Raw genomic sequence first — 24,310 nt, 5'->3', positions numbered from 1 at the left:
AGGAAACGAGCGAATTAATTGAAGTCTTCGTTGTCTGTGTTAAAGGTTGGAAGTTTAAATACCGGGACTCCTTCTTTTTCCAGGGTTTTTTCCTCTTCCTTGGTGGTGGTGCCCCGGATCTGTTTGAACTCTTTGACCCCGTAATGCATTTCCAAGGCTTCTTTTGCAAAGGATGAGCCTACATTTTCATAGTTGTTTTCAACGTACTGGGTCATCCTTTCGGCAAATTCGGCCATGGCGTCCAGTTGGGCCTGGGAAGCCATCTCCCGGCCTGAACCGCCGGAAACTGGGGCGGCCGATCTTCGTATGGCCACGGCAGACAGCTTGGGGCTTACTGAAAAACTGTCACACACGGGGCATTGCAGAAGGCCCTGCTCCTGCTGCCGGCTAAGATCGTCCCGGTCATCAAACCAGCCTTCAAAAACGTGCCCGTTAATGCATTCCAAATCAAATACTATCATAATTTTATTCAATTAAATTATATTTTATAATTAATGAGATATACGTTATTTCACTATCTTTTTCAATTGAGAAATGCGATCCAAATCCTGTTGCGAGCGCACACAGGGAAACAGACTGTTGTTGGTCAGCGCCGGATGGGCCGTGATATCAAAACGGGCATTTTTTACGGCATCCGCCCACATGGGGGTGTGAGGGATGGGGGTGTAATAGGCGAGAACCGGGGTTAGCCCCAGGCCTTTCACCAGGTTGACGGACGCTTCCACCTCATCAAGATTCTGGCCGGGCAGTCCACAGAGAAGGTAGGCGCCCAGCTGATCCTTTGCAAATCCTGATGTGCGCAGGTGATCCACAGCCGTAAAAAATTCATTCCGTTTCACCTTAATGTCGTGGCGATGGCTTGAAAAATCTGCGGTTTCAAGCCCCAGGCGGATGGTCTTAAACCCTGCTTTGAACATCAGATCCGCTGCTTTTGCCGAGATCTCTTTTATATGAACGGCATTGGGGGTGTGAAAAAAGATGTCCATTTTTTCATCAATAATGCGTTCAAGCAGGGGAAACGCATATCGTTCCGGATTAATTAGCAGCGCATCATCGTAAAAGGCAAAATTTTTCACCTGAAAATTGTTATGCCAGTGACAGAGCTCCTGAAAGACATTTTCAGGGGAGCGCCGCCGCAAGCGGGGTTCAAGAAAGGAAGAGGCGCAGTATTCACAGGAAAAGGGACACCCCCGGGAGGTCAGAATTGGCGCATAGGCAATGGCGTCCTGAAGATCCAGGGCTGCAAAGGGGGTGGTGTCAAGGTCTGCCGGGTCCGGCATCTCATTGAGGGTAAACCCGGTGTAGGTTTCAACCAGATCTGCCAGGACGGGTTCGGCCGGGCCGGTAATGACCTGATCTGCCCCGGAATATTTTCGGGCATGGGTTTCACAAAGCGTGGCATAAATACCGCCCAACACCACGGGCACGTCGGGAAAAATCTTTTTGAGCAGGGCAATGGTTTCAGCCACACCCGTGGCCCAATAGGTCATAAGCGAGGTAACCAGGATCAGGTCGGGCCGATCCATGGCCAGAAGATCCTGTTCAATCCACTCTTTTAACGCCCCGTACCGGGTGAATTTTTTACTGACATGGCCCAGATGGGCGTCAAGCGCCCGGGGTAAAGGAATCTGGGTTTTGTCAAAGGGGCCTCTGCCGTCCCAATACACCTTGACAGGATTTGTTTTCCGGGGGTGAAACCGATTCATGCAGTCCAGAAATGAAACCCGCACGCGGTTCTGGCGCAGGATGGCGGCAATGGTAAAAAGACCCAAGGGCCGGGCCCAGAAATCAAAAGCGGCAAAATCGTGGACCCAGGGATTGACGCAAAGAATGTGAGGCGAATCAGCTTTCAAAATACTGCATGGATGTTTTTTTCAGCTCCCGACGGGAAAACAGCAGGGTATAATCCTTTTCACCCGTGGCTTCTGAAACCTTTGCCGCAATGGCAAAGCATTCCTCCTCGGTTGCCCCGTGAACCATGGTGTACAGGTTCCTATCCCACCCGGGCGCAGGATCCCTCCGGTAGCAATGGGTGATCTCACGGAAGGAGGCCATGATGTTTCCCACCTCTTCCACCCGCTCTTCAGGCACTTTCCAGGCCACCATGGCATTGGCCTTGAATCCCGACTTCTGATGTTTAAGCGTGGCACCAAAACGACGGATCATATTTCTGTCATGGAGATTGGACAGCACTTCAAGAAATTTTTCTTCTGAAATCCCGATCTGTTCTGCCATTTCAAGATAGGGGCGTTTGCAGACCGGGATGTCGGTCTGTAACAGTGAAATTACTTTTTTTTCCAGGTCTGTGAGGGGTGTCGTCATAAACTGATTTCCAAAATCCTTTTTTCGGGCTGCGTCTTCACGCGCACCTGTTCTTTTATCCGATTTTTTTATCTGCTTTTTTGTCTGGGAACAATGCCATAATCTGTTCTTCACCGGCACCGCAAATGCCGCGTTCGGTGATAAATCCGCTCACAAGACGGGCCGGGGTCACATCAAATGCGTGATTGGCCGCCGGACTGCTTTCCGGCGGCACCAGAACAGATGAAATTTTTCCATCGCAAAACCCTTGAACGAATTTAATCTCGTCCGGGTCCCGCTCTTCAATGGGAATATCTTTTACACCGTCGGTGATGGTCCAGTCAAAGGTGGATGACGGAAGCGCTACATAGAAGGGCACATTGTTGTCCCGGGCAGCCAGAGCCTTGAGATAGGTGCCGATTTTGTTGGCCACATCACCGGCCCGGGTGGTGCGGTCCGTGCCGACAATAACCAGATCCACCATGCCGTGCTGCATGAGATGGCCTCCGGCATTATCCGTGATCACGGTATGACGGATACCGTGTTTGCCAAGCTCCCAGGCAGTCAGGCGCGATCCCTGGTTCAGGGGCCGCGTCTCATCCACCCAGACATGAATGTCAATACCTGCATCAAACGCGGTGTACATGGGTGCTGTGGCTGTGCCGTACTCGATGCAGGCAAGCCATCCGGCATTGCAGTGGGTCAGGATGTTTACGGGCTCACCGTTTTTCTTTTCAGCAATCTCCCTGATGATGGAGAGGCCGAATTCACCGATCTTCCGGCAATTTACAGCTTCTTCTTCCACAACGCCCAGGGCTTCTTTCAACGCGGCTGCCACCCGGGCGCCATATTCGGACGCGTTGAGGGCTTTCTCCATGACCCGGTCCACGCCCCAGGCCAGATTTGTAGCGGTGGGCCGGGCATCTCGAAGACGTGCGCACTCACGTTTCAACCATGCATCATCCGCCCCCTGGTTGCCCTTCTGCACCAGAATGACATAGACACCCAGCGCCCCTGTGGCGCCGATCAACGGAGCGCCTCTGACATACATCTCCTTGATGGCATGGATGACCTGATCATTGGTTGTCAGGTCTTGGACAATCAGCTCATGGGGCAGGCGTCTCTGGTCTATAACCCGAACGGTTTTTGACTCATTATCAAACCAGATGGGCCGCATCTGTTTTCCATCCACATTCATGGTGCGTTTCCTCTAAGGATTTTAGATTTTTTATTCTTTTTACAAGAAAGATATGAGTAGTGAGTATTGAGTCGTGAGATTTAAAACAAGCTGTTTTCTCACTACTCAATACTCACCACTCACCACTCATATCTTTCATTTTTTTGTTGTGTCCATTAGGGGCATGCTCGTTTATACCAGATCAAACACTTTATTTGTATCATAAAACCCAAAACCGGATCAGGAATCAAGGCGCAATGGTATTTTAACCAAATGGAAATATAAAAGCCTTATTCTGTCAGACTGCGAATAAACGGGCCAGTGGCATCCACCCCTTTTTGCTCCACCTCCCGGATGGTCTGGGAACCCACCACGGCAATGTCTGCTTTGCCCACAAGAAAATCAACGTCGGCCTTTTCTTTTACCCCGAAGCCCACGGCCGTGGGCAGCCGGGTGAGTTGCCTGCACAGGTCAAGGTAGTTCCCCATTTCTGAAGAGAACTGAGTCTCTTTTCCGGTAACCCCTTTTCTTGCCAGGCAGTAAATAAAGCCTGTGGCATGGGTATTGATCATCTGCATACGCTGATCCGAGGTTTCCGGAGAAAAGATAAACACCGGGGAGAGATGATATTTTTTCATGGCTGACAGATAATCACCTGCCTCTTCCGGTGGAAAATCCGGGACAATGGCGCCTTTTATTCCAATTTCCGACATGTGGGAGGCAAAGGCATCCATGCCGTATTTAAAGAGAATGTTGCCATAGGTCATGAACAAAAACGGAATGTCAAAATTGTCCGACACCTTTTGGGCAAACGCAAAACATTTTTCCACTGTGGCGCCACGGTCAAGGGCGGCCTGGTTGGCCTTGAGGATCACCGGCCCGTCTGCCATGGGTTCTGAAAACGGGATCTGCAGCTCCATCAGGTCCACGCCTGCGTCCACCATCTGCCGGACAATTTCAAAGGAGGCGTCAAAGGAAGGGTAGCCCATGACAATATGGGTCATCAACAAAATATCTTTTTTCTTTCGCTGTTCCCGGATATAGGTTTCCAGAAAGGCGGGGGCAGGTGCCGAAGTAATTGTATCACTCATTTTGATATTCTCCTGCTTTGGAACAGATAAATTCTTTCCATTTGGGATCGCCAATGGCATCGGCCACGGTGAAGATGTCTTTATCCCCCCGGCCGGACTGGTTGATGATGATGATATCATCCGTTGACATGTTTGCAACTTCCTTAAAGGCGCCTGCAAAGGCGTGGGAGGACTCCAGGGCCGGGATAATGCCTTCCAGCCGCATGGTCAGCTTAAGGGCGTCCACCACCTCGGTGTCCGTGGCATATTCAAACCGGGCTTTTTTCTCATCCCGCATATTGGCAAGAATGGGGGAGACACCGACATAGTCGAGACCTGCGGAGATGGAGTGGGTCTCTTTCATCTGGCCGTCACTGTTCTGCAAAAAATAGGTTTTATAACCCTGGGCAATGCCGGGGCTGGCATCTTCGGAACAAAGCCGCGATGCATGACGACCCGACGCAATACCTTCACCCCCGGCTTCAACGCCCACAAGTTCAACCGGATCATCCATGAATCCCTGAAAAAGCCCCATGGCATTGGAGCCGCCGCCCACACAGGCAAAGACCTTGGACGGCAGCCGGCCTTCGGCTTTCATGATCTGGATACGGGCTTCCTTTCCAATAATGGACTGGAACCAGGAGACCATTTCAGGAAAGGGGTGGGGTCCGCAGGCGGTTCCCAATACATAGTGGGTGGTGTCCATGTTGGTGACCCAGTCCCTGAATGCCTCGTTGATGGCATCTTTGAGAATCCGGGTGCCGTCGGTGACCGGCACGACGGTGGCGCCGAGCTGCTCCATCCAGAATACATTGGGCCGCTGGCGCAGTACATCCACCTCACCCATGTAGATGGTGCAGTCAAATCCGAACTTGGCCGCCATGGTGGCCGTGGCCACACCGTGCTGGCCCGCGCCTGTTTCGGCAATCACCCGTTTTTTACCCATCTTTTTGACTAAAAGCCCCTGCCCCATGACGTTGTTTGCCTTATGGGCGCCTGTGTGGTTGAGGTCTTCGCGTTTGATATAGATTTTTGCCCCGCCAAAGTGACGGGTAAGGTTTTCGGCATAGGTCAAGGGCGTGGGACGGCAGGAATAAGTTGCCATCAGGGTTTCATATTCTTCCCAGAAACGCTTGTCTTCTTTGGCCAGCCTGAACCGCTCATCCAGCTCATCAAATGTGGCCACAAGGATTTCAGGTAAAAATGCCCCGCCAAAGGGACCGTAATATCCGCGGTGTTTCATGTATCTGCCTTTCTTAAAATGGTTGGCAATTTGATTCGGGTCATAAATTTATATCTGAATTTTTAATGGTCTGGGAAAAGGCAAACCGGTCCGTTCGGCAAAACAGCACCGAATAAATCGCACCAGGCGCTTTGGGAAAATTTAACAGCCGCCGGACCACCAGAATCGGCTCTAAAGGCGACATGCCCAGAAGAGAGGCCCGTTGTTCATTCAAGGGCTCCACCTGGAACTGCTGGGTGCCGTCGGAAGGTGCCAGATAAAACCGTTCGGACACCACCCGGGACAAGGAGTTATCCCCAAGCGCCATATGCTCAATACCCGCAAACAGATCCGGGTCCAGAAAAATATCCTCCAGCAGCACAGGTTCATCCCGGGCCACGGTCAAACGGGACATGGCAAAGGCGGGTTTGCCGTGGAACGGATTTTCCACATCACCTGTAACGGTTTGTTTATTCAAAGGTAAAATCACTTTTTTTTGCGTAGGCACCCCCTTGGTTGAAAATGCCCGGGAGGTCCCGGCAAGGGAAAACAGATCAATTTGCGGCGACGGTTCCTTCACAAAGGTTCCGGACCCACGCCTTCTTTGGATCAGTCCCCGTTGCACCAGAATATCCATGGCCTGACGCACGGTGGGGCGGCCCACCCCATATGATTTTGCAAGTTCCGTTTCAGACGGAATCATATGCCCGGGCGGATACATGCCTTCCCGGATACGGGACTGGAGCTGTTCGCAAATCTGGTGATACAAGGGTATGGGGGAGTCAGGATTCAGCATAGCCGGTATTGCTCTTAAGTTTGCAGCTGTTCGGAAATTGTATTTTACTTGTTATCCGGCGGGCTGTTCAATTAATAATACCGGCATCATAGTTAATAATATGTCAAGTTGTCAAGACATTTTAACAAATCAATTCTATTTAAAGAATGCAAGTCAAAACAACCTTGCATAGACGCCTTTATTTTGTTACGAAATACATACAGCAACGAAAAACAGATCTACACTGAAAAAAATGGAAGCCGTAAGCCATAAGCACGATTTTTCATAGGGCCTTGCAGATCCAGTACTCCCAGGATATCAAACTGCCGGTAAAAACGTGGATAAAGATATTATTTTGGCAATCCTTTTGGAGGGCATTACCATGGACAACAAATATTTCACAATCATCATTCTCATTCTGACTGCGGCCGCAACACTGCTTTGCGGCTGCTATCCGAAACGGGTCGGCCCCCTTGACCCAGAAGGAAAACAGCTGACCTGGGAACAAATGGACCTGAGCCAGCGCAAGGCCCATATGCGTCAAAAGGTTCTGCCGGTTGCCGCCGATGTCTTCGGCACCTGGCAGCCGGAACGGTTTGCCCGGGTAGATTGCAGCCTCTGCCATGTCCAGGGAGAGACCCAGGGTATATATGACATGCCCACGGCTGCCCTGCCCCGACTAAGCGGAGCCCTGCTTTTGGGCCCCGAATTCGACAGGGCTCCGGAAACCACCCGGCTCAAACTCGACCGCCTGGTTCCAGAAATGTCTGCAGCCCTGGGCGTCAAGCCGTTCAGCATTATCACCCGCACAGGCTTTGGCTGCTATTCCTGCCATTTGGGACCAAATGGCGCGATGTTCGGGAATTAACGGGCTGAAGTATGTTTCTTGTTTGCATTAAGTAAGCTGTCCCCGGAAATCCTTGAAATCCTTAATCCTTGGATGGTTACCCGCCGCTTTCAAGCAGTAATTGGTTGTAAAGGGATAATTTCATCCTCGATTTTTGTCATATTCTGTTTGGCCATTTTAAGGTCATAGCTGATTTGTAGGTTCATCCAGAATTGCGGGGTGGTGTTGAAGTATATAGCCAACCTGAGAGCGGTATCAATGCTAATCCCTCTCTTTTGTCTTATCACATCATTGATCCGAGGTGCTGGTACGCGCAAAGCAACAGCCAAAGCGTTAGCACTCATATTTAATGGTTCTAAATATTCTTCTTTGATTATTTCTCCAGGATGGATTGCTCTCATATTATTCATATTCATATTCATAACCTGTTCCTCCTAATGATAGTCTGTTATCTCTACATCGTATGGTTCATCAGACCATGCAAAGCATACACGCCAAGGAGGCAATCTACATTTTTAGAATGCACCCGTTCTTGTTTGAATTGAGTAAGCTGTCCGTATGCCGTAACAACTGTAGTTCTAACAGGTTAAAGTCCTGAAGGAGGAATTATCCGTACGCCTTCTTAGCACCGGGAAGCAGCGTCTGGGTAACCAGAGGTTGTAAGTTTCTTATGGGCAAAGATGCAGGCCGTAACGAAAGTGAACCTATATGTAGCCTCGTCAACTAATTGAAGATGCCGACCTTTTGGACATCAAGGGAAGGCCGTAGTGCCTGGGAGTAGAAAACGGAAATCCTTTCAGGTGATCTTCCGGGGTAGCAGGGATGGCATGTATCGGAAGAATTGCAGTGCAGTGCGGGAGACCCAATGCGGTTACGGTGAAGGGCCGTTAACTGATGGATATAAGGAGATCCGAAATTCCATGGGGCTGTATTGGGAGTCGGAGGGGTTCATAGTACCGATTGAGGCTGAGGGACAACATAACCCCGGCCAAGGAAAGGGACCCTACTTTGTTCACGTAACTAACGAGCGGAGGATCAGGAGATTGCAATATGCTACTAACTCCGGATAGGATCAGGACGCTTCAGAGGAAGCTCTATTGTAAGGCCAAGCAGGAACCGGATTTTCGTTTCTATTCTTTATATGACAAGGTCTACCGGGCTGACATCCTTGGTCATGCCTATCGCCTTGCCCGGGCAAACAAAGGTGCACCTGGAATAGATGGTGTCAGCTTTAAGTCCATAGAGAAGGATGGAGGGGAAATCAAATTTGTGCAAAAGTTGGAATCCCAACTTACGCAAAGTGGAAAAGGGCGCAAGCCTTACAGCGAAGAACATCGGAAAGCCGTGTACGGGAGAACCGTATGCACGGTTTGATGAGGGAGCATTGAGGATGCAAGGCCTTTGGAACACGTAGTAGCCGCGTGCGGCAAGGCGTCTCGAATATAAAAAGGGCTGAAGAAACCGGCCGAATCAGTGCTCTACTCTACCCAGAATACAAAGTATCTGCATGGCAGAGTGTAGATAAAGAGATGATACAAATAGCACTGAATAATATAATTCTCCAGAATTTGAACATCAAAATTCCTTATGTTGTGATTTTAGAAATGATCAAAGTGAAAATAGGTTATGAGTAACAAGTGGAGGATGGAAAGTCAATTGGGCACTAAGTTCCGAGAACTTTAATTATCGTTTGATGAGATTCAAATAGTGTAACGCTTTTCATTCCGCCTGATTCAGGCAATTGAATCAATTTCTTCTTTAAATCAAGTTGGTTATATTTAAATTGTTATGTGTCTCAACAATCAAAATAGTGTAACGCCATTAGTATTTCTCCAATATTACAGCAAATTGCAAAACATTTTGACTTTTTCAGCGCTGTGACGGCATCATGAAAACAAAGATTGACAATCGGATTTGAGATGAGATTCATGAGAATAGGCCATCTGCCGGCAAATCGGCAAATGGCCTATAGGGTCGTGCGGGTGTTTTTTATAGATTACTGGGGAGGCAGGTCGGATATAAATTCAAGGGCAAGATTGATGTCCACAAACTGATACTTCAGTTCTTTTGCCCTGTCCCGGCAGTCTGTACAGATTTCCTGGAACTTGCGCATATCACCTTTGACGGTCATATAGATCTGTTCGACGGCTTCCTGCTGAATGTCTTTGTATTCCGAGATAAAATCTTCCACCACAATGGGGTATAAAATTAAGGTTTTCAATCGGCTGAGAATATCGGGATGGTTCCGGCTCAGATAGGTTCTGACTTTGGGCAGCCCGGCAAACACAACCGGAACACCGGCATCGATGATCCGCTTGAGATACGGCCATACCCGGGTGTCCAGATCGCTGGCTTCGTCAATAATAATGAAGTAGTTGGACAAAGCGCAGATCATTTTCAGGTACTGGGGGGTCCGGCGATAGGTGGCCGGGGTGTCATAGTTCAGTTCCCGGAGGATAGATGCCAGGGTTTCATGAATATTGAACAGGGAGTCCACCCATATGGCATGGCGTTTTTTGGGACGCAGCGATTTCAGGAACCTTGTTTTTCCTGCCCCGAAATCTCCTTCGATCAATACACTCTGGCCCCGGTATATCCGGCTGTAAGTTGCGCTCAGATAAGAGATCCGGCGCTTGTCACTGATAAAATCCTCTTTCATGTGATATCTCCATGCAAGGCGTATGGTGCCACATGACCGGCATGCATTGACTTGTGGCAATCCAGAGCAAATGCATTAAACAGGGCCTTGCCTTTTTGCTGTAGGGGTTGTCTCATTTTTTTCATGTACGTGTCGTATCGTTGCTGATGCTGCATGTAAATCGTTTTCGCCTGTTTCAAATCAATGCCTCTGTAATAAATTTCGATCAAGGCGGGTCTGTCGACAATCATACTGCGTTGTTCCAGAAAATCGATCATCTGGGAGATCTCATCGGGCTGTGTATGGATATCCCTGGTAACCGGCGGGCCATCGAACGGCTGACAGGCAAGGCCTTCACCCAGAAGGACACCATCCTCGCGGTATTCCTGAATCAAACCACTGTTTCTCAGATCCTGGAGGGTAATGTCCAGGAGCGTCACGGTAATGGTTTCTTTTTTTCCCTGGTTGAAAATGGTGGTGGGAACGGTTTTGACAATCCGGTCTTCAAACGCCTTGATGACCCGTATTTCAAAATTGTGAAGACTTCTGTGGGTCTATTCAAGGTGCGCTTTGTCTTTCGGGGAGTGAATCCGTGAAAAATCGGATTTCATAAAAAATCCACCCGGTGTGGAATGCGCCGTATTCAATGCGTTGATGGGCCTTTTCAGGTTTAAAAATCCTTTGGCATTGTCCGGCCGGATGCAGATGGTGTCCAAAGGAAATTCGGTTCCCTGTAGAAACCGGATAAACAGCTCCAGGGAGTTCATACTGGTTTCTTCAAACCAGGCATCCAGATCGAACATGTGACGGGACCCGGTATCAAATATTTCAATGGCCTGCGGGGCCTGCCAGTTGCCGTTTTCATTTCTGATCCTGAGATACCGGAACCGGCAGCCGTCAATCTGGATCAGGGCAAAGACCGGTTCCGACTTGAAAGTGTGCTTGACCGGGATGTCTTCATCAGTATCCGGCTTTTCAAGGTAAACTTTGAGATTTTCACTTTTCACAAGCCGTCGAAGCGCCTGAAGGCTGATGGACCGGCAAAATTCCTGTTCCAGCCAGTAGTGGCAATTCTTGATGGTTCTGGCTTTGCGGGTAATAAAAATAAATCCCGGGGACAATGGATCACAGGAGCTTTTGACCATTTCTATAAACCGTATCTTGACGGCTTCATCCAGGGACCGGGGACGGCCGCTGCATTTTCGACCCTCCATCACCCCTTTACCAGCCAGGAACAGCGGCCGGGGAATGATGCCGGTTTTCCGGTACTGGTCCTTGTAATATTTTTTAGCCCTTCGCCTGGCAGATCCGGTCTTGTTCATGATTTTTTTATGGAGCAGCAGATAAAACCGGTCGTCAATGCTCAGATCACTTGTGTCTTTCTGGTCATCCATCACCAATCCCCTTTGACAGAATCTTTTCTTTGACAACCCGGTTCCATAACAGGGCGGCCTGACGGGATGTTGACTGCCAGTTTTCATGCCGGGCAACACGCACTTGTTCCAGCATGGTCTTGACTGCGGCCATGTATTCCGGAGTGATCCGGTCGCTCCAATCAGGCCGAGCCGGTTTTTTCATACCCTGGACGGTAATGAACCGTTTGATATTCTGCGCAGTCAGTTCACTGCCGCCGGCCAGAAAATCTTTCCATACCCGGCGCTGTTCCATGGGCATCAATGGCGCAAGATGGCGGACCTGGGATTCGTTGACCGGCAGAATGTCTCCAATTGGAGAAAGATTGTGGATGACTTCGCAATACTTGATCAGCCGGTATGCATGTGCCCGGCTGATATCCCAACGCGCTTTGGTATAGGCTTCAAATGTGTCAAACAGTGCCAGTTTGTACAATCGGTTGTCCCGGATTTCTTTCAATGCCCGGCCAGCCTGACAAAAATCTTCCTGGTTGCTGGAAATCAGGGACTCCAAATGGGCAAGTTGTTTGTGTCCGCTATCAACTGAAGTCACGACATGGGCCTCCCGATACCGGCGACAAGGGTTCTCAATGTCTGTGCCGATACTTTTTGCGATATGGGCAGATTTTTCAAAAACAAGACACTGTCTTTGAATCCGCATCCCCTGACCGTCATGACCAGATCAATGGTGTTGAAATTTCTTTCACACCGGAAGCACCTGGCCAGATTGGTGTTCGGATTAACCGCTGTCTGAAATTCATTGCAGATGGGGCATAGAAAACAAAAAAAACCGTCCCTGATTTTCGAGGGATCTGCAATTGATCCCTGATCAGCATATCTACCGGTATGTTGTTCCTCAGATCAAATAACTCCCGGGATGAAAACCTGATTTTCATAAAGCACCTCTTATGTCTGTTGTTCCAAGATGCAATTTTTATATCAGCGGCAGTCACTCCATGTCATTTGCCTCTTGAAAAGAGGTTTAGATTAGTCTGGCTGTATCTTTATAATTATCAATAAGTTATATCCATGATGCCTCTTAAAATTAAAGTCGGATTACTTTGTTAATATCCATATATATTACAGTAGGTTATCCCTACCATGCCTCTTGAAATCACCTGTCGATTAGTCGGGGAAAAATCCGGCGATATATCATGGGATTCCGGCAGTTCCGGAACAACCATGGCGGGTGACCTGAAAAACCAGATACTCGATAATGACAGCATTTGTTTTGCCCACCCGAGTAACGATGATATCCATTGGCAAAATTGGTTCCGTAAGGGTTGCTCGGGGTAAAAAGGTGGTGGGTGAATGGTTCGGTCGCGCCTATTGACCAGCAGGCGGCCTCGTTGATTTTTCTTTCTGTTCTTCTTCATCGATTGTCTGGAGCTTATCAGCGAGATAATTGTTTTTGAAATATGCTTTATTCTTCCTGTTCCATTGTTCACATTGTCTGCGGTGAAGTTCTTTTCGACATGCCGGACCGCACGTCCTTTGTCGCTCTTTCTGCTGAGCAATGGGCTGAAACCATTTCCGGCAAATACAGCAGGGACGTTTTCCACGTATATTTTTTGCCATAGTAAAATCTCCAGCGTTCAAAATTGGACAAAAATATACGCAAAATCGAACATGAGAAAGGGCGGCGGGTATTGGCGGGATAGCGGGGTATTTATTTTATTGATTGGCGGGGTATTGCGGCGGGATATCCGTTACAGTATTTCGTCACTGATTCTAAGGTATGGCGTTACACTATTCGATTCTTACCAGCCCAGACGGGCAAGCCCTTGTGTGGTTTCCTCTGCCAGCATTGCCGACCCGTTATCGGTCATCAATGACCTGGGCAACCTCCGTTTCATAAACGCCTGGATCAATCCATGAACCAGGCACTGGGCAGTTTCTGCCAGATAAAACTGCAGGTGGCAGCAAATACGGGAATGGTCATCAAGGATCGCCAGTACCATAGGCTGAAGCCAGTTCCCGGACGCATCCAGCAGTGCTTCGGGCATGGACCAGCGTATACCTGCATCGAATCGAGGTTTTCGCCCCAGGACAACTACCGGATCATCAGCCTCTTTGGCTTTATAATACCACCGTTCAATGGTCGATGCACCCAATGTGAATTTGCGGTTTTCGTCAATGGGGTGTTGATAAATTTTTTGTGAAAGCCGTTGAATTTCCTGCTGCAGCTGCCCCTTGGCAGGCGGGCTGGACAACAGGAACAGGCCGCACTCACAATAATGTGGTTGAAAATGAAATAAGACCCTTTGTGGTCGGTAGAAAAAATTGGTTATTTTCGTGTACATCCGAAGGCGCCAGGGCCAGTGCCTGCATTTACAGCCTAATCGAAACCGCCAAGGCCAATGGACTTGAACCTTATTGGTACCTCAAATTTCTTTTTGAAAATTTACCGGAAGCCATGACGGAAGACGAATTTAAAGCTTTGATGCCACAAAACGTGGATAAAAACTTGCTGGAAAACTATACAACACCCCGATAGGCTTAAAAAGGTGTGGTTCATACACTGCTTACGTTGTAATGACGTCAAAACCATAGGTGCAATACATCGGAGCAATTTGCTGCCATTCAGAGGATCTCCACTTTTCCCCGTAATTGGTGCAACCGGGACTGTCGCACTGCTTGGGCCAATAACCGACTTCCACTGTCGATGACAGGTTTTGTACAATTTTATGTCCGCTTGAATAACGACTCAACTCCAGTTGTTCACCACATAACGGACATTGATCTAATTCGCAAATGTACATTTCCGATGTTTGAGGGTATAATGTATGACGTGTTCTCATGGCATGTTCTCCTTTGAGAGTCTTTGTTTTTGACAAAACATTTATTGCCATGAGAACTTCCTTTATTCAACCCTTTTCGGGGTGAGTTTTGCGGTATTGCGAAAATCCACTTCATAGACCTGTAAAATCTGAAGTGCGCTATTCAGCGGTAAGGGTCTTTGCCACAAACCCTGCGAGGGTCAATCCGAAACACCCCGGCACCCAGGCGGCAGATCCGATGGGCGGCCTTGGGCGGCCATGACCGCCTTCCACATGATCCTGCTCCAGGAGATCCACGGCGTCTTTATCCTCAAAGGGTTCCTTGTTCAGTGGGGGCTCAATGGAATAGACACAGGGCACGCCGCTTGAAAGCCCCCTGCGGCGCAGCCGTCTTCGCACCATCCGGGCCAGGGGACACACTTCGGTGTCAAAAAGATCTCCTGTCCGAATCATGGAGACATCGGTTCTGCCTGCAGCTCCCATGGAGGATACGAGATTAACCCCCATCTGTTTTGCCCCAAAGATCAGAGCGACCTTTGCGTTGAGTCCGTCAATGGCATCCACCACCATGTCCAGGTCCGGGCTTAAAAACTGGGAGAGGCTGTCGGCATTGACAAAGGAGGTATGCAGAACCACCTCGCAATCAGGATTGATGTCCAGGACCCGGGCCCGGGCCACGGACGCTTTTTCCAGCCCCAGGGTGGAGTGCAGGGCATAAATCTGCCGATTGATATTTGAGGCGTCCACCCGGTCAAAATCCACAAGCCGTAAATAGCCGATGCCGGACCGCGCCAGAGCCTCCACCACAAAAGAGCCCACAGCACCCAGCCCGAATACGGCTACCCGGGAATGCTTAAGCCGATCAACCGCCGCCGTTCCCAGCAGTTGCTCAAGCCGGGCAAAAGGGCTGATCAGACTTGAATCCCGGGTCATCTGATTTTCGCCTTTGGGTTTAAAACAGACCCAAAGAGATTCAGGCTGTTTTCATATCCATGCCGGGCCAGGGTTTCAAATGCCATGCCCCTTCTTTCCGCTGCCACCCTGACAATCTTTGGTACATTGGCCGGCTCATTTAACGGTGCTTCCCCGGGATGGGCATCCAGAATAAACTGGGGCACAATATCCGGGGTGTCGGTCTCGAATACGATTCGGTCCAAACTGACCGCCCCTAACGCCTGAATCACCTTTTTGGCATTGGGCCGGGTGACTGATCCGGAAAAGGAGATATAAAGGTTGAATTTCTCAAGGACCGGAATAAGGTCGGCAGACCCGGAATAGGAGTGGATGACACCGCCGGCAGTCACCGGTCCATGGTGTTTCAAAATTTTCACTATTGCGTCCCAGGCTTTGCGGACATGGATGTTAATGGGTCGGTTGAGCTCACAGGCCAGGGCCAGATGGGTTTTGAACACATGAACCTGCAGATTCCGGTCCGCGCTCTTGTCCATGAAATCAAGCCCGGTCTCCCCTACCCCGGCGGGTATTTTTTCCAGCCATTGACCCAGATTCCGTGCCCAATCCGGGCGCAAAGTATCAAGGAACCAGGGATGAATCCCCAGACAGGGCACCACACAGGAAAATTTTTCCGACAATTGGGCTGTAATCCCAAAATTTTCTTCCATGGTGGCACAGGTGGCTATTTTTTCCACCCCGGCGTCTTGCGCCCGCAGAACAATATCCGGGGCGTTATCAATTATCCGTGGATCATGGAGATGCGTATGAACATCAATGAACCCGGTCATGCTCAGCAAGCCAGGGCGTGGAGAAAATCAAGGGCCATAGAATAACCATAATGGCCGAATCCGGTGAGCTGGCCCGTGGCAATACCGGCAATCATGGAGGTGTGGCGGAAGGTTTCGCGTTTATGGATGTTGGACAGATGCACCTCCACAATGGGGCATGACAGCATGGATAGCGCATCGCGCAGGGCCACGGATGTATGGGTCAGGGCCCCCGGATTGATAATCACACCGGCAGGGCCCTGTTCAAACGCGGCATGAATATAATCCAGAATTGCGCCTTCGTGATTGGACTGAAAAAAATCCAGGCAAAGCCCCAATGCATCTGCACGCGCCTTGAGTTCCCCGTTGATCTGATCAAGGGTAAGCGACCCGTAAATATCAGGCTCCCTTTTCCCCAGCATGTTCAAATTGGGACCATTGATGACATGAATGATACCGGGTGTTTTCTGGGACTGAGTATTCATCGTTTCCTCCTCCAGCAAGTCTAAATTTATTCTCACACAAACCCTCAAAGGCACAAAGGTCTATAAAATAAAACCTTTGTGCCTTAGTGTCTTTGTGTGAGATTTTCAACAACGGTTTTCAGTCATACAGTGCCGGCAGCGGCAGCCTCAAATCCCAGATCAAAGGCATGAAGGTTCATCTCCACAAGCGCCGGTTTAATCCTGCGCCTGATCGCTTCCTTGACGTTTTCCTTGGAAAAGCCGAGGGCGCCGGTCTGGATCAAGGCACCCAACAGCACAATATTCACGCTCATCGGGGAACCGGCTCTTTTGGCCAGTGCCATGGCGTCTATGGCCACAAGGCCGGCTGTCTTCTCCTTGAGCACCCGTTTGATTTCGTCCACTTCAGGATAAACCCCTTTGCCGATAGCCACGGTAAAGGGCGGCAGGGTGGCGGTATTGGTAATCACTCGTGTATTGGCAGAGCACCGGCCAATGGCGCGCAGGGTTTCAGCCGGTTCAAATCCCAGCAGGATGTCGGCTTCCCCGTCGGAAATAATGGAGGAGGAGGCATCGCCGAAAATAATGGAGGATTCCACCACGCCGCCGCGCTGGGCCATGCCGTGGATCTCGCTCATTCTCACCTCCACCCCTTCAATAAGCGCGGCTTCGCCCAGGACCTTGGATGCCAGAAGATTGCCCTGTCCGCCGACCGCAACGATGATCATTCTTAATGTTTTCATATCGAACTTGTCTCCTTGTCTATTTCAATGGGCGGATGGCGTTTTCAGGACAGATCTGGGCGCACAGAGCACAGCCCACACAGGTATCGGCATCAATTTTCACCCGGCCCGCTTCAATGTAAAAGGAGGGACAGGCGATCCCATTGATGCACGCCTTGTGATCCGTACATTTATCAGTTACCTCGAAGGGCCTGGGCTTTTTCAGTTTAATGCTCTTTGCCCAGAGGATACAGGGCTCTTTGGAGATGACAACGGAGACACCCTCAAAGGCCATGGCCTCTTTAAGGGTTTCAATGCTCTTTTTCACTTTAAATGGCTTGATTACGGAAACATGTTCCACACCCAGGGCTTTGACCAGGGTTTCAATATCCACCCGGCCGTACCCGGACATGCCCATCAGTTCCATATCCACACCCGGGTGGGGCTGATGACCGGTCATGGCGGTAATACCGTTTTCAAGGATCACCAAAGTGAAATTGTGGCGGTTGAACACGGCATTGACAAGGCCTGTAATCCCTGAATGGAAAAAGGTGGAGTCGCCGATCACGCTGACCACCTTCTGGTCCGTGGCCTTGCTGAAACCGCATGAGGTACTCACCGAGCCGCCCATGCAGATCACAAAATCCCCAACGGACAACGGCGGCATAAAACCCAACGTGTAGCAGCCGATATCACTGGGGTGGATAACATCCATTCCTTCAGCCGCCTTTTTAATGGCGTAGAAGGTGGCCCTGTGGGAGCATCCGGAGCACAGATTGGGGGGACGGTTGGCAATTTCCGGCACATCGGAGGTATCAATCTTCGGGGCCGGGGTATAGTCTATGCCGAAAAAGGCCGCGATCTTCTCCCGGACCATGGCGGGATGAAATTCCCCCAAGGGTGTAAACAGCCCATCTGTCTTGCCCTGGATGGGTATGACAAGACCCGCTTCCTGGGCAAAGGCCTTGACGGCCTCTTCCATGAAGGGTTCACCCTCTTCAATGACAAGCACCTTTTCACAGCCGGCCAGAAAATCTTTAATCTTATCCTTGGGCAAGGGATTGGAAAACCCGGGGCGAAGAATCTTGACCTGTGATTCGATACCAAGGTCTTTTACAGCATCCAGGGCATAATGGTAGCTCACCCCGTTGGCCACAACGCCCTGGACACCCTGCCCCGTAACAAAATTGAACTTCGAGGCTTCAGACATGCCGGCGGCCTTGTCCATACGCTCCAGAAGCTTGACATGCAGTCCCCGGGCTACGGCGGGTACGGTAACGCAGCGCATAGGATCTCTTTCAAACCGGCCTTTTGTCTTTCTTTCCTTGATCTGGCCAAAGGTCACAAAGGCGTTGGAGTGGTTGATCCGGGTGGTGGTACGCAGGATGACCGGCTGTTTAAGGGTTTCGGAGAGCTCAAAAGCCTCTTTGATCATATCCTTGGCCTCGGCCACGCAAGAGGGTTCGAGCATGGGCAGATGGCCGAACTTGGCATAGTAGCGGTTGTCCTGCTCGTTCTGGCTGGAGAACATGGCCGGATCGTCGGCCGTTAAAATCACCATGCCGGCGGTTACGCCGATATAGGCAAGGGTCATCAAAGGATCGGCAGCCACGTTGAGCCCCACATGCTTCATCATGCAAAAGGTGCGAAGCCCTGAGTTGGCAGCAGCGGCGGCGACTTCCAGGGAGACCTTTTCATTGGTGGAATATTCAAAATAGAGATCCGATTCCCTGGACATCTGGAACAAATTCAAAGAGACTTCCGAGGACGGGGTCCCCGGATATGTGGTGGCAAAGGCGACACCGGCTTCAACAGCGCCCCTTGCAATGGCTTCGTTGCCCAGGAGCATGATTTTCTCTCCGGGGCTGTCCTTTAACAGTTTATGCATGCGCACAGCTCCTTCTATATTTTAGTTTCAGGCATAAAGTTTTTCAGCATGAGCCAGGGAAGAGGCATACCCTTTGAACCCTTGGGTATCCTCACAGGAGTTAATGGCACTGGAGGCAAAAAACCCTTCCACCATGGTCTTTTCCCCATGACGGATCAACCCCATGAACAGCACCGGGACAAGGCTGAGCCCATTTTTACCGGTCTCAACACTGAAATCCAGGGGCTCTTCAGTCTGGTACACGGCAAACAGACTGTTTTGGACAGGCATCAGCTGAACAATTTCCGGGTGTTCATGGTGATGGTGGTGATCGTGATCACTACAATGGTTACACATGATCTTTAAAGCCTTTCATTATTCCAGGTTGAGGGCACCTAACGCTTAAACCATCAGGTCTTTGCCGGCAAATAACACAGACCTTGTACCCTAAAAACAGCTTAAGCCCTCAATAATATCGAAATTTATTATAGAATTAAAGGTTTTTGCAAAAATTTTTTAGATTCATGTCGTGTTTCAGCTTTCTGTTACAATTGTCTTATAATTTTTCCTGTTTCAGTACGCTTGAATGGCTTTTTAAACACAATTTTTTTCGGGCGTTCGTAGCGGTCCAGGTATTGCTCGAACAGTTGTGCCACTTTTTTTTCAAAAAGCTTGTCAAGCATTGTTTCAATAACCAGCACCATGCAGTGACCAAGGGTTTCATCGGGCAGGGAGCCGATGAAAAAAGGGTGTTCAATGGCTTTTTCCAGCTTTTTTTCGATGATTTCAGGAAAATACTTAATGCCGCCTGAAATGATCACATTATCCGCCCGGCCTAAAATACGAAAGGTGGCACTGTCAATAAGTTCTGCCAGGTCGTTGGTAACAATAGGGGCGGATTGGTCCAGGCCCGGCATTTCAATGGTAAGAGACCCTTTTGGGGAGAGCCCCACGCAAATATCCCGCAGACAGTGGAAAAGATCAGATGCATCCGGCCCATTGATCCGGCGAAGGGCGATGTGGGTGGCGGTTTCGGTCATGCCATAGCTTGCAAAACAGGCCGTGGGCACGGTTTGAAGTGCGGTTTCAAGGGTTGCCGGAAGCGCGGAGCCGCCGATGAGCAAGGCCCCAAGGCCCTCAAACCGTTCCGGATATGCCAAAAGCTTTGTGACCTGGTTGGGCACCATGGCGGCGAACCGAAAGGGGGTATCCCGGCACTGGGACAGGAAGGCAAAACCATCGGTTGGTTCTGCGGTGCATAGATCAAGCCTGCCCAAAAGTGCCCTGACCACCATAAGTTTCCCCGCGATGTACCTTAGGGGCAGACACAGCAGAAGGCGCTGGCCGGGTTTGAGTTCAAAAAATTCAAGAGTGCGCATGGCGCTTTGGGCCACAAAGGTTTTCTTCAAAAAAATGGCCTTGGGCGGACCTGTGCTGCCCGAGGTATGTACGGTGATGGTGTTTTCCGGCCCATACCACTGGGTTAAAAAATCAATGAGATCGGATTCGATGCCCGGGGGGCAGACCTGAGCGCCCTCCTGCACAAGCCTTTTTATCCGGTGTACGGTACCGTTGACGCATAGGGTATCAGGAAAAATAGTCACAGACTTAAAAAATCCCCGGAAAAACAAACCGTTTGCCCGGATCAAAAAAGAGTTGTTCCCCCCGGATTTCCAGGGGAGAGTCCAGATTATTGGTAAATAACTTCCCCGTACCAAGGCCCTGGTGCAAATGGGGCTGCTTTAAAAAAGTCCACTGGGCAATGGCGTTTAACCCCAGATCAGATTCAAGGTAAGAGGTGACCCACCAGCCCATGCCTCGGGCATCGGCCAGTTCAACCCATTCGTCACACCCTTTCATCCCCCCGTGCAGGCTGGGTTTCAGCACCAGGTAATGGGGGGAAAGGGTATCCAGAAGACGAATTTTTTCTTCACGCTTCGTAATCCCGATCAGTTCCTCATCAAAGGCAATGTCCAGGGGGGACTTTCTGCACAACCCGGCCATGTGCTGCCACTGTCCTTTGGCAATGGGCTGTTCAATGGAATGAATACCCAATTCGGCCAGCTGCCCAAGCCGGTCCAGAACCTGGTCCGGGGAAAAGCCGCCATTGGCATCCACCCGCAAAATGACGTCGTCGGCACTGTATTCAGACCGGATATCTTTAAGGATGGCAAGCTCTTCCTCAAACTGGAGCGCCCCGATTTTAAGCTTAATGCAGCGCCACCCCGAATCCAGTTTCTGCCGGACCTGCTCTTTCATGAACGACAGGTCCCCCATCCAGATCAAGCCGTTGATGGGGATACCTTTCTCACCCCGGGTGAAGCCGGAAGGAAAAAGAATCTGCGTACCGGCTTGTTCCAGATCCCCCAGGGCGGTTTCCAGCGCAAACCGCACCGAAGAGGGCATACGCTCTTGATCGGCCTGGGCACAAAACCCATCCGGGTCTGCGGCAAGCGCCGCAAGGACCTGTTCCACCTCCGGAATGGTCTCAGCGCTCAACCCCGGTAAAGGCGCGCACTCCCCCACCCCGATCCGGCCCTCTTTTTCCAGAACAAGATACCACACCCGGCGATGGTTCAGCACCCCCCGGGATGTCCCGGCCGGCCGTTTAAACTGTAATTTATGTTCAATGACACGAGCTTTCATTATTTATTGAACCCATTCAGAACAGGTTAAGGGAACTTCGGAAATTTATTGAAATCCGGCTTTCTCTTTTCAAGAAACGCGTTTTTGCCTTCCTGGGCCTCCTGGGTCAGGTAATACAAGAGCGTGGCGTTACCGGCAAACTCCTGGAGCCCCACCTGACCGTCGAGTTCGGCATTGAGCCCCAGTTTGATCATGCGAAGGGCCAAGGGGCTGTGTTCCTGCATTTTCATGGCCCAGGCCACAGTCTCATCTTCGAGCTGCGCCAGGGGCACCACCTTATTAACAAGCCCCATTTCCAGAGCCTCGGCAGCCGTATACTGACGACACATGAACCAGATCTCCCGGGCTTTTTTCTGCCCGATCGTGCTGGCCAGATAGGAGGAGCCTAATCCTGCATCAAAACTGCCCACCTTGGGGCCGGTCTGGCCAAATATGGCGTTTTCGCTGGCTATGGTGATGTCGCACACCACATGGAGCACATGGCCGCCGCCGATGGCAAACCCGTTGACCATGGCGATCACGGGCTTGGGCATGGAACGGATTTGCTTCTGGACTTCAAGGATATTCAGCCTTGGGGTGCCGTCCTTGTCAATATAACCACCCACCCCTTTCACATTCTGGTCGCCGCCGGCGCAAAAGGCCGTATCCCCTGCCCCGGTCAAAACAATTACATTGATACGCTGATCCTCCCGGCAAATGCGCAAAGATTCGCTGATCTCATGGACGGTGGTGGGACGGAAGGCGTTGCGGTAGCGTTCACGGTTGATGGTGATCTTGCCGATGCCCTCATAATACTCAAAAAAGATATCTTCGAACTCTTTGATGCTTTCCCAGTGGCGTTTTTCTGTCATTTATTCGTCTCCGTATTAGTTATTCTCTTTTTAATTTCCGAAAACAGTCCCTTAAATACCTTTGTGTTGGTCCGGGCATCCGTAAACACCTCTAGCAGGGTGGGGACAATCCGGCCGGGATTATATAATTTTTCAAGGGCCATGTCCAACTGGGAAGCTGAGCCGGCCTGCAGGTAGTCAAGGCCGAATGTCGATGCAAAGCCCTGGGCCTTTGCACTGTGGCCCGCAAAAAAATAGTTTTGAAACACCCCCTGATTATCCTCTCCGGTGCAGCCGGCAAGGTCTTCCACGAAACTGAAAATATTGCCGCCGCCGTTGTTGAGCAGAATAATCCTTAAATTTTTCCCCAGGTATTTATTCCACAATCCGTTGGAATCGTAGAAAAAAGAGAGATCTCCCAAAATAAGCGTATTGATCTTAGAGCTGCATGAGGCATACCCCACCGCCGTTGAGACAGAACCGTCAATACCGCTGGTTCCCCGGTTGCCAAGCCAGGTAACCTCTTTGATGCCGGGGGTTAACACGGCATATCTCACGGTGGAGCTGTTGCCAAGATGCAGGACTGAATCTTCCGGCACTGCCTTTAATGCGCCGGCACATGCCGTAAAATCACTAAAAGGGGCCCGGTCCAGATAATGTTTATAAATTTGGAGGGTCTCTTGCTCGCGGTCTTTCCAGGCCCCGGCATAACCGCCGGATGCCTTTTGGATCTGCATATCAGCCAATTGTCCAAAAAACAGTTCCGGGGACATGGCACAAACCCTGGTCAATGCCTGGTAGGTGTCCATATGCCCACCACCGGCATCCACATGAATATGCTCGTGTGGTTTATTGGCTCTTAAAAATTGCCGTATACGCTTGGATACAAAATGCCTGCCAAAGGTAATGAGCAGATCAGGCTGAAACACGGCTGCATCGCCCGAGGATATGGACCCAAGCACAAGTTCCGGAACGGCACAGCAGCAACCGGAAGGTATCTGCAGATTGGCCAGGTGCTCGGCGGCAACCACGGCACCGGTTTTTTCCGCAAACAGCGCCAGGGAACTGTCAAGTTCTCCATTGCCCTGGGACTGGCCTGCCAGTACAAGTATTTTATCTGCCCGGCCGATCTCTTCGGCTGCTGCGGCCAACGCCTTTTCGTCAAGATTGATCCGTGTCTGTGCATTCCCGATCACTTTAACATCAGGCAGTTGCGCATCCATGGTCCGGTGCAAAGGCTCTTCAAGGGGAATGTTGATATGCACAGGTCCGGGCGCATCAGACACGGCCGTATTAAGTATTTCGTTGATTAACCGCGCACCGGACCAAAGCCGGCAGTCCGACTCCTCCAGGGGCAGCGAACACGATTGCTTGATAAAATTTCGGTACAGCGCCGTTTGCTGGATGCACTGGTTTTCCAGCTGATCTATCCAGTAGGCGGGCCGGTCCGCAGTCACCACGATCAAAGGGATATTCTGGTAAAAGGCCTCAGCCACAGCCGGGGCAAAATTAATTGTAGCCGTACCGGAGCTGCACACAATAACAACCGGGTTTTCCTTTGCCTGGGCTAACCCTAAGGCAAAATAACCGGCACTGCGCTCATCCACAATCACCCTGCAGTCAAATTGTCCGCAGCCTGCCAGGGTATGAATCAAGGGACCGTTCCTGGACCCGGGGCACAGGACAATATCAAAAATCTTTTTACTTAGGAATAACGATGCAAGCTGCTGCACATGGCGCTTTGTTGAAATCATCATGTCTGCTCCCCAACTATCATCAACTTAAATTTCTTAGTACATTTTACCCGTTTTGTCTAGGGAAAATGCTAAAGCAAAAAC

Annotated in this window: 26 protein-coding genes and 2 pseudogenes; 3 read left to right on the top strand and 25 right to left on the bottom strand. The window is 50.4% G+C overall.

The genetic code is table 11. From position 1 onward, the window contains the following. Positions 1-14 precede the first annotated feature (14 nt). The 7 genes from DESPODRAFT_RS17565 to DESPODRAFT_RS17535 form a co-directional block, all read right to left on the bottom strand. The gene (locus tag DESPODRAFT_RS17565; protein WP_004075456.1) at positions 15-461 is read right to left on the bottom strand and encodes a DUF1178 family protein; all 447 of its coding nucleotides are present in this window, start codon (positions 459-461) and stop codon (positions 15-17) included. A gap of 45 nt (positions 462-506) precedes the next feature. After that, entirely contained in the window at positions 507-1,853 is a 1,347-nt protein-coding gene (locus DESPODRAFT_RS17560) for a B12-binding domain-containing radical SAM protein (RefSeq protein WP_004075455.1), read from the bottom strand. Next, positions 1,843-2,322: a siroheme decarboxylase subunit beta gene (gene ahbB, locus DESPODRAFT_RS17555; protein ID WP_004075454.1), complete on the bottom strand. Its 480-nt coding sequence runs from the start codon at positions 2,320-2,322 to the stop codon at positions 1,843-1,845. The genes DESPODRAFT_RS17560 and ahbB overlap by 11 nt, the downstream gene beginning before the upstream one ends. 55 nt (positions 2,323-2,377) lie before the next feature. Next, positions 2,378-3,499, bottom strand: a complete 1,122-nt coding sequence (mtnA, locus tag DESPODRAFT_RS17550) for an S-methyl-5-thioribose-1-phosphate isomerase (protein WP_004075453.1) — start codon at positions 3,497-3,499, stop codon at positions 2,378-2,380. A 269-nt stretch (positions 3,500-3,768) separates the two neighbouring features. After that, positions 3,769-4,569, bottom strand: a complete 801-nt coding sequence (gene trpA / locus DESPODRAFT_RS17545) for a tryptophan synthase subunit alpha (RefSeq protein WP_004075452.1) — start codon at positions 4,567-4,569, stop codon at positions 3,769-3,771. Beyond that, on the bottom strand, positions 4,562-5,791 hold the full coding sequence (gene trpB, locus DESPODRAFT_RS17540) for a tryptophan synthase subunit beta (RefSeq protein ID WP_004075450.1): 1,230 nt from the start codon (positions 5,789-5,791) through the stop codon (positions 4,562-4,564). The genes trpA and trpB overlap by 8 nt, the downstream gene beginning before the upstream one ends. A 40-nt stretch (positions 5,792-5,831) precedes the next feature. After that, a complete protein-coding gene (locus DESPODRAFT_RS17535) occupies positions 5,832-6,566 on the bottom strand; it encodes a GntR family transcriptional regulator (protein WP_004075448.1) in 735 nt (244 codons plus the stop codon). Positions 6,567-6,882: 316 nt separating this feature from the next. On the opposite strand from DESPODRAFT_RS17535, the gene DESPODRAFT_RS17530 reads away from it, so the two are divergent. Then, entirely contained in the window at positions 6,883-7,413 is a 531-nt protein-coding gene (locus DESPODRAFT_RS17530; protein WP_040016080.1) for a hypothetical protein, read from the top strand. 89 nt (positions 7,414-7,502) lie between these two features. Here DESPODRAFT_RS17530 and DESPODRAFT_RS17525 read toward each other — a convergent pair whose 3' ends face one another. Then, on the bottom strand, positions 7,503-7,814 hold the full coding sequence (locus DESPODRAFT_RS17525) for a HigA family addiction module antitoxin (protein ID WP_004075444.1): 312 nt from the start codon (positions 7,812-7,814) through the stop codon (positions 7,503-7,505). 628 nt (positions 7,815-8,442) lie between these two features. On the opposite strand from DESPODRAFT_RS17525, the gene DESPODRAFT_RS20705 reads away from it, so the two are divergent. Further along, the gene (locus DESPODRAFT_RS20705) at positions 8,443-8,766 is read left to right on the top strand and encodes a hypothetical protein (protein ID WP_040015765.1); all 324 of its coding nucleotides are present in this window, start codon (positions 8,443-8,445) and stop codon (positions 8,764-8,766) included. A 622-nt stretch (positions 8,767-9,388) separates the two neighbouring features. Here the strand turns inward: DESPODRAFT_RS20705 and DESPODRAFT_RS17505 are convergent. The 6 genes and pseudogenes from DESPODRAFT_RS17505 to DESPODRAFT_RS22000 all read right to left on the bottom strand — a co-directional run. Next, positions 9,389-10,051: an AAA family ATPase gene (locus tag DESPODRAFT_RS17505; RefSeq protein ID WP_004075442.1), complete on the bottom strand. Its 663-nt coding sequence runs from the start codon at positions 10,049-10,051 to the stop codon at positions 9,389-9,391. After that, positions 10,048-10,470, bottom strand: coding sequence for a hypothetical protein (locus DESPODRAFT_RS21345; protein ID WP_040016078.1), 423 nt, complete (start codon positions 10,468-10,470; stop codon positions 10,048-10,050). The genes DESPODRAFT_RS17505 and DESPODRAFT_RS21345 overlap by 4 nt, the downstream gene beginning before the upstream one ends. Positions 10,471-10,584: 114 nt before the next feature. After that, positions 10,585-11,424 (bottom strand): hypothetical protein, encoded by an 840-nt coding sequence (locus DESPODRAFT_RS21340; protein ID WP_040016077.1) that lies wholly within the window; start codon positions 11,422-11,424, stop codon positions 10,585-10,587. Further along, entirely contained in the window at positions 11,417-11,995 is a 579-nt protein-coding gene (locus tag DESPODRAFT_RS17490; protein ID WP_040016076.1) for a hypothetical protein, read from the bottom strand. The genes DESPODRAFT_RS21340 and DESPODRAFT_RS17490 overlap by 8 nt, the downstream gene beginning before the upstream one ends. A 511-nt stretch (positions 11,996-12,506) precedes the next feature. Continuing rightward, positions 12,507-13,004: a hypothetical protein gene (locus DESPODRAFT_RS20185; protein ID WP_157488531.1), complete on the bottom strand. Its 498-nt coding sequence runs from the start codon at positions 13,002-13,004 to the stop codon at positions 12,507-12,509. A gap of 204 nt (positions 13,005-13,208) precedes the next feature. Further along, a pseudogene (locus DESPODRAFT_RS22000) lies at positions 13,209-13,400 on the bottom strand (IS481 family transposase); the annotation flags it as partial. A 275-nt stretch (positions 13,401-13,675) separates the two neighbouring features. Between DESPODRAFT_RS22000 and DESPODRAFT_RS17475 the strand changes: the two are divergent. Continuing rightward, positions 13,676-13,939: pseudogene (locus DESPODRAFT_RS17475) on the top strand (transposase domain-containing protein); the annotation flags it as partial. Positions 13,940-13,967: 28 nt separating this feature from the next. Here the strand turns inward: DESPODRAFT_RS17475 and DESPODRAFT_RS20450 are convergent. The 11 genes from DESPODRAFT_RS20450 to menD form a co-directional block, all read right to left on the bottom strand. Further along, complete coding sequence (locus DESPODRAFT_RS20450) at positions 13,968-14,294, bottom strand: hypothetical protein (protein WP_245531960.1); 327 nt, start codon at positions 14,292-14,294, stop codon at positions 13,968-13,970. Positions 14,295-14,381: 87 nt separating this feature from the next. After that, positions 14,382-15,155: a tRNA threonylcarbamoyladenosine dehydratase gene (locus tag DESPODRAFT_RS17470; protein ID WP_004075425.1), complete on the bottom strand. Its 774-nt coding sequence runs from the start codon at positions 15,153-15,155 to the stop codon at positions 14,382-14,384. Next, positions 15,152-15,964, bottom strand: coding sequence for a TatD family hydrolase (locus DESPODRAFT_RS17465; RefSeq protein WP_004075423.1), 813 nt, complete (start codon positions 15,962-15,964; stop codon positions 15,152-15,154). Before DESPODRAFT_RS17465 ends, DESPODRAFT_RS17470 begins: the two co-directional genes overlap by 4 nt. A gap of 2 nt (positions 15,965-15,966) precedes the next feature. Beyond that, on the bottom strand, positions 15,967-16,428 hold the full coding sequence (aroQ, locus tag DESPODRAFT_RS17460; RefSeq protein WP_004075421.1) for a type II 3-dehydroquinate dehydratase: 462 nt from the start codon (positions 16,426-16,428) through the stop codon (positions 15,967-15,969). A 122-nt stretch (positions 16,429-16,550) separates the two neighbouring features. Continuing rightward, positions 16,551-17,150 carry an indolepyruvate oxidoreductase subunit beta gene (locus DESPODRAFT_RS17455; RefSeq protein WP_004075418.1) on the bottom strand — a complete coding sequence of 200 codons (600 nt, stop codon included), beginning with the start codon at positions 17,148-17,150 and terminating at the stop codon, positions 16,551-16,553. Between the two features lie 19 nt (positions 17,151-17,169). Beyond that, complete coding sequence (gene iorA / locus DESPODRAFT_RS17450; protein WP_004075416.1) at positions 17,170-19,017, bottom strand: indolepyruvate ferredoxin oxidoreductase subunit alpha; 1,848 nt, start codon at positions 19,015-19,017, stop codon at positions 17,170-17,172. Positions 19,018-19,044: 27 nt separating this feature from the next. Further along, a complete protein-coding gene (locus DESPODRAFT_RS17445; protein WP_004075413.1) occupies positions 19,045-19,353 on the bottom strand; it encodes a hypothetical protein in 309 nt (102 codons plus the stop codon). A gap of 188 nt (positions 19,354-19,541) precedes the next feature. Beyond that, a complete protein-coding gene (locus DESPODRAFT_RS17440) occupies positions 19,542-20,600 on the bottom strand; it encodes an AMP-binding protein (protein ID WP_004075411.1) in 1,059 nt (352 codons plus the stop codon). A gap of 4 nt (positions 20,601-20,604) precedes the next feature. Continuing rightward, positions 20,605-21,642 carry an o-succinylbenzoate synthase gene (locus tag DESPODRAFT_RS17435; RefSeq protein WP_004075410.1) on the bottom strand — a complete coding sequence of 346 codons (1,038 nt, stop codon included), beginning with the start codon at positions 21,640-21,642 and terminating at the stop codon, positions 20,605-20,607. Positions 21,643-21,668: 26 nt separating this feature from the next. Continuing rightward, positions 21,669-22,493 carry a 1,4-dihydroxy-2-naphthoyl-CoA synthase gene (gene menB / locus DESPODRAFT_RS17430; protein ID WP_004075408.1) on the bottom strand — a complete coding sequence of 275 codons (825 nt, stop codon included), beginning with the start codon at positions 22,491-22,493 and terminating at the stop codon, positions 21,669-21,671. Beyond that, on the bottom strand, positions 22,490-24,229 hold the full coding sequence (menD, locus tag DESPODRAFT_RS17425; protein WP_004075406.1) for a 2-succinyl-5-enolpyruvyl-6-hydroxy-3-cyclohexene-1-carboxylic-acid synthase: 1,740 nt from the start codon (positions 24,227-24,229) through the stop codon (positions 22,490-22,492). The genes menB and menD overlap by 4 nt, the downstream gene beginning before the upstream one ends. Between the last annotated feature and the right edge of the window lie 81 nt (positions 24,230-24,310).

Source organism: Desulfobacter postgatei 2ac9 (assembly GCF_000233695.2).
Classification (GTDB): Bacteria; Desulfobacterota; Desulfobacteria; order Desulfobacterales; family Desulfobacteraceae; genus Desulfobacter; species Desulfobacter postgatei.
The sequence above is the reverse complement of the archived record's forward strand: the minus strand, read 5'-3'. Positions and strand labels throughout refer to the sequence as shown.

Excerpts from the sequence above, each read along its gene's own strand:
- DESPODRAFT_RS17565 (WP_004075456.1), bottom strand. The coding sequence starts at position 461 with ATGATAGTATTTGATTTGGAATGCATTAACGGGCACGTTTTTGAAGGC.
- ahbB (WP_004075454.1), bottom strand. The coding sequence starts at position 2,322 with ATGACGACACCCCTCACAGACCTGGAAAAAAAAGTAATTTCACTGTTA.
- mtnA (WP_004075453.1), bottom strand. The coding sequence starts at position 3,499 with ATGAATGTGGATGGAAAACAGATGCGGCCCATCTGGTTTGATAATGAG.
- trpA (WP_004075452.1), bottom strand. The coding sequence starts at position 4,569 with ATGAGTGATACAATTACTTCGGCACCTGCCCCCGCCTTTCTGGAAACC.
- trpB (WP_004075450.1), bottom strand. The coding sequence starts at position 5,791 with ATGAAACACCGCGGATATTACGGTCCCTTTGGCGGGGCATTTTTACCT.
- DESPODRAFT_RS17535 (WP_004075448.1), bottom strand. The coding sequence starts at position 6,566 with ATGCTGAATCCTGACTCCCCCATACCCTTGTATCACCAGATTTGCGAA.
- DESPODRAFT_RS17525 (WP_004075444.1), bottom strand. The coding sequence starts at position 7,814 with ATGAATATGAATATGAATAATATGAGAGCAATCCATCCTGGAGAAATA.
- DESPODRAFT_RS20705 (WP_040015765.1), top strand. The coding sequence starts at position 8,443 with ATGCTACTAACTCCGGATAGGATCAGGACGCTTCAGAGGAAGCTCTAT.
- DESPODRAFT_RS17505 (WP_004075442.1), bottom strand. The coding sequence starts at position 10,051 with ATGAAAGAGGATTTTATCAGTGACAAGCGCCGGATCTCTTATCTGAGC.
- DESPODRAFT_RS21340 (WP_040016077.1), bottom strand. The coding sequence starts at position 11,424 with ATGGATGACCAGAAAGACACAAGTGATCTGAGCATTGACGACCGGTTT.
- DESPODRAFT_RS20450 (WP_245531960.1), bottom strand. The coding sequence starts at position 14,294 with ATGGCAATAAATGTTTTGTCAAAAACAAAGACTCTCAAAGGAGAACAT.
- DESPODRAFT_RS17470 (WP_004075425.1), bottom strand. The coding sequence starts at position 15,155 with ATGACCCGGGATTCAAGTCTGATCAGCCCTTTTGCCCGGCTTGAGCAA.
- DESPODRAFT_RS17465 (WP_004075423.1), bottom strand. The coding sequence starts at position 15,964 with ATGACCGGGTTCATTGATGTTCATACGCATCTCCATGATCCACGGATA.
- aroQ (WP_004075421.1), bottom strand. The coding sequence starts at position 16,428 with ATGAATACTCAGTCCCAGAAAACACCCGGTATCATTCATGTCATCAAT.
- DESPODRAFT_RS17455 (WP_004075418.1), bottom strand. The coding sequence starts at position 17,150 with ATGAAAACATTAAGAATGATCATCGTTGCGGTCGGCGGACAGGGCAAT.
- iorA (WP_004075416.1), bottom strand. The coding sequence starts at position 19,017 with ATGCATAAACTGTTAAAGGACAGCCCCGGAGAGAAAATCATGCTCCTG.
- DESPODRAFT_RS17445 (WP_004075413.1), bottom strand. The coding sequence starts at position 19,353 with ATGTGTAACCATTGTAGTGATCACGATCACCACCATCACCATGAACAC.
- DESPODRAFT_RS17435 (WP_004075410.1), bottom strand. The coding sequence starts at position 21,642 with ATGAAAGCTCGTGTCATTGAACATAAATTACAGTTTAAACGGCCGGCC.
- menB (WP_004075408.1), bottom strand. The coding sequence starts at position 22,493 with ATGACAGAAAAACGCCACTGGGAAAGCATCAAAGAGTTCGAAGATATC.
- menD (WP_004075406.1), bottom strand. The coding sequence starts at position 24,229 with ATGATGATTTCAACAAAGCGCCATGTGCAGCAGCTTGCATCGTTATTC.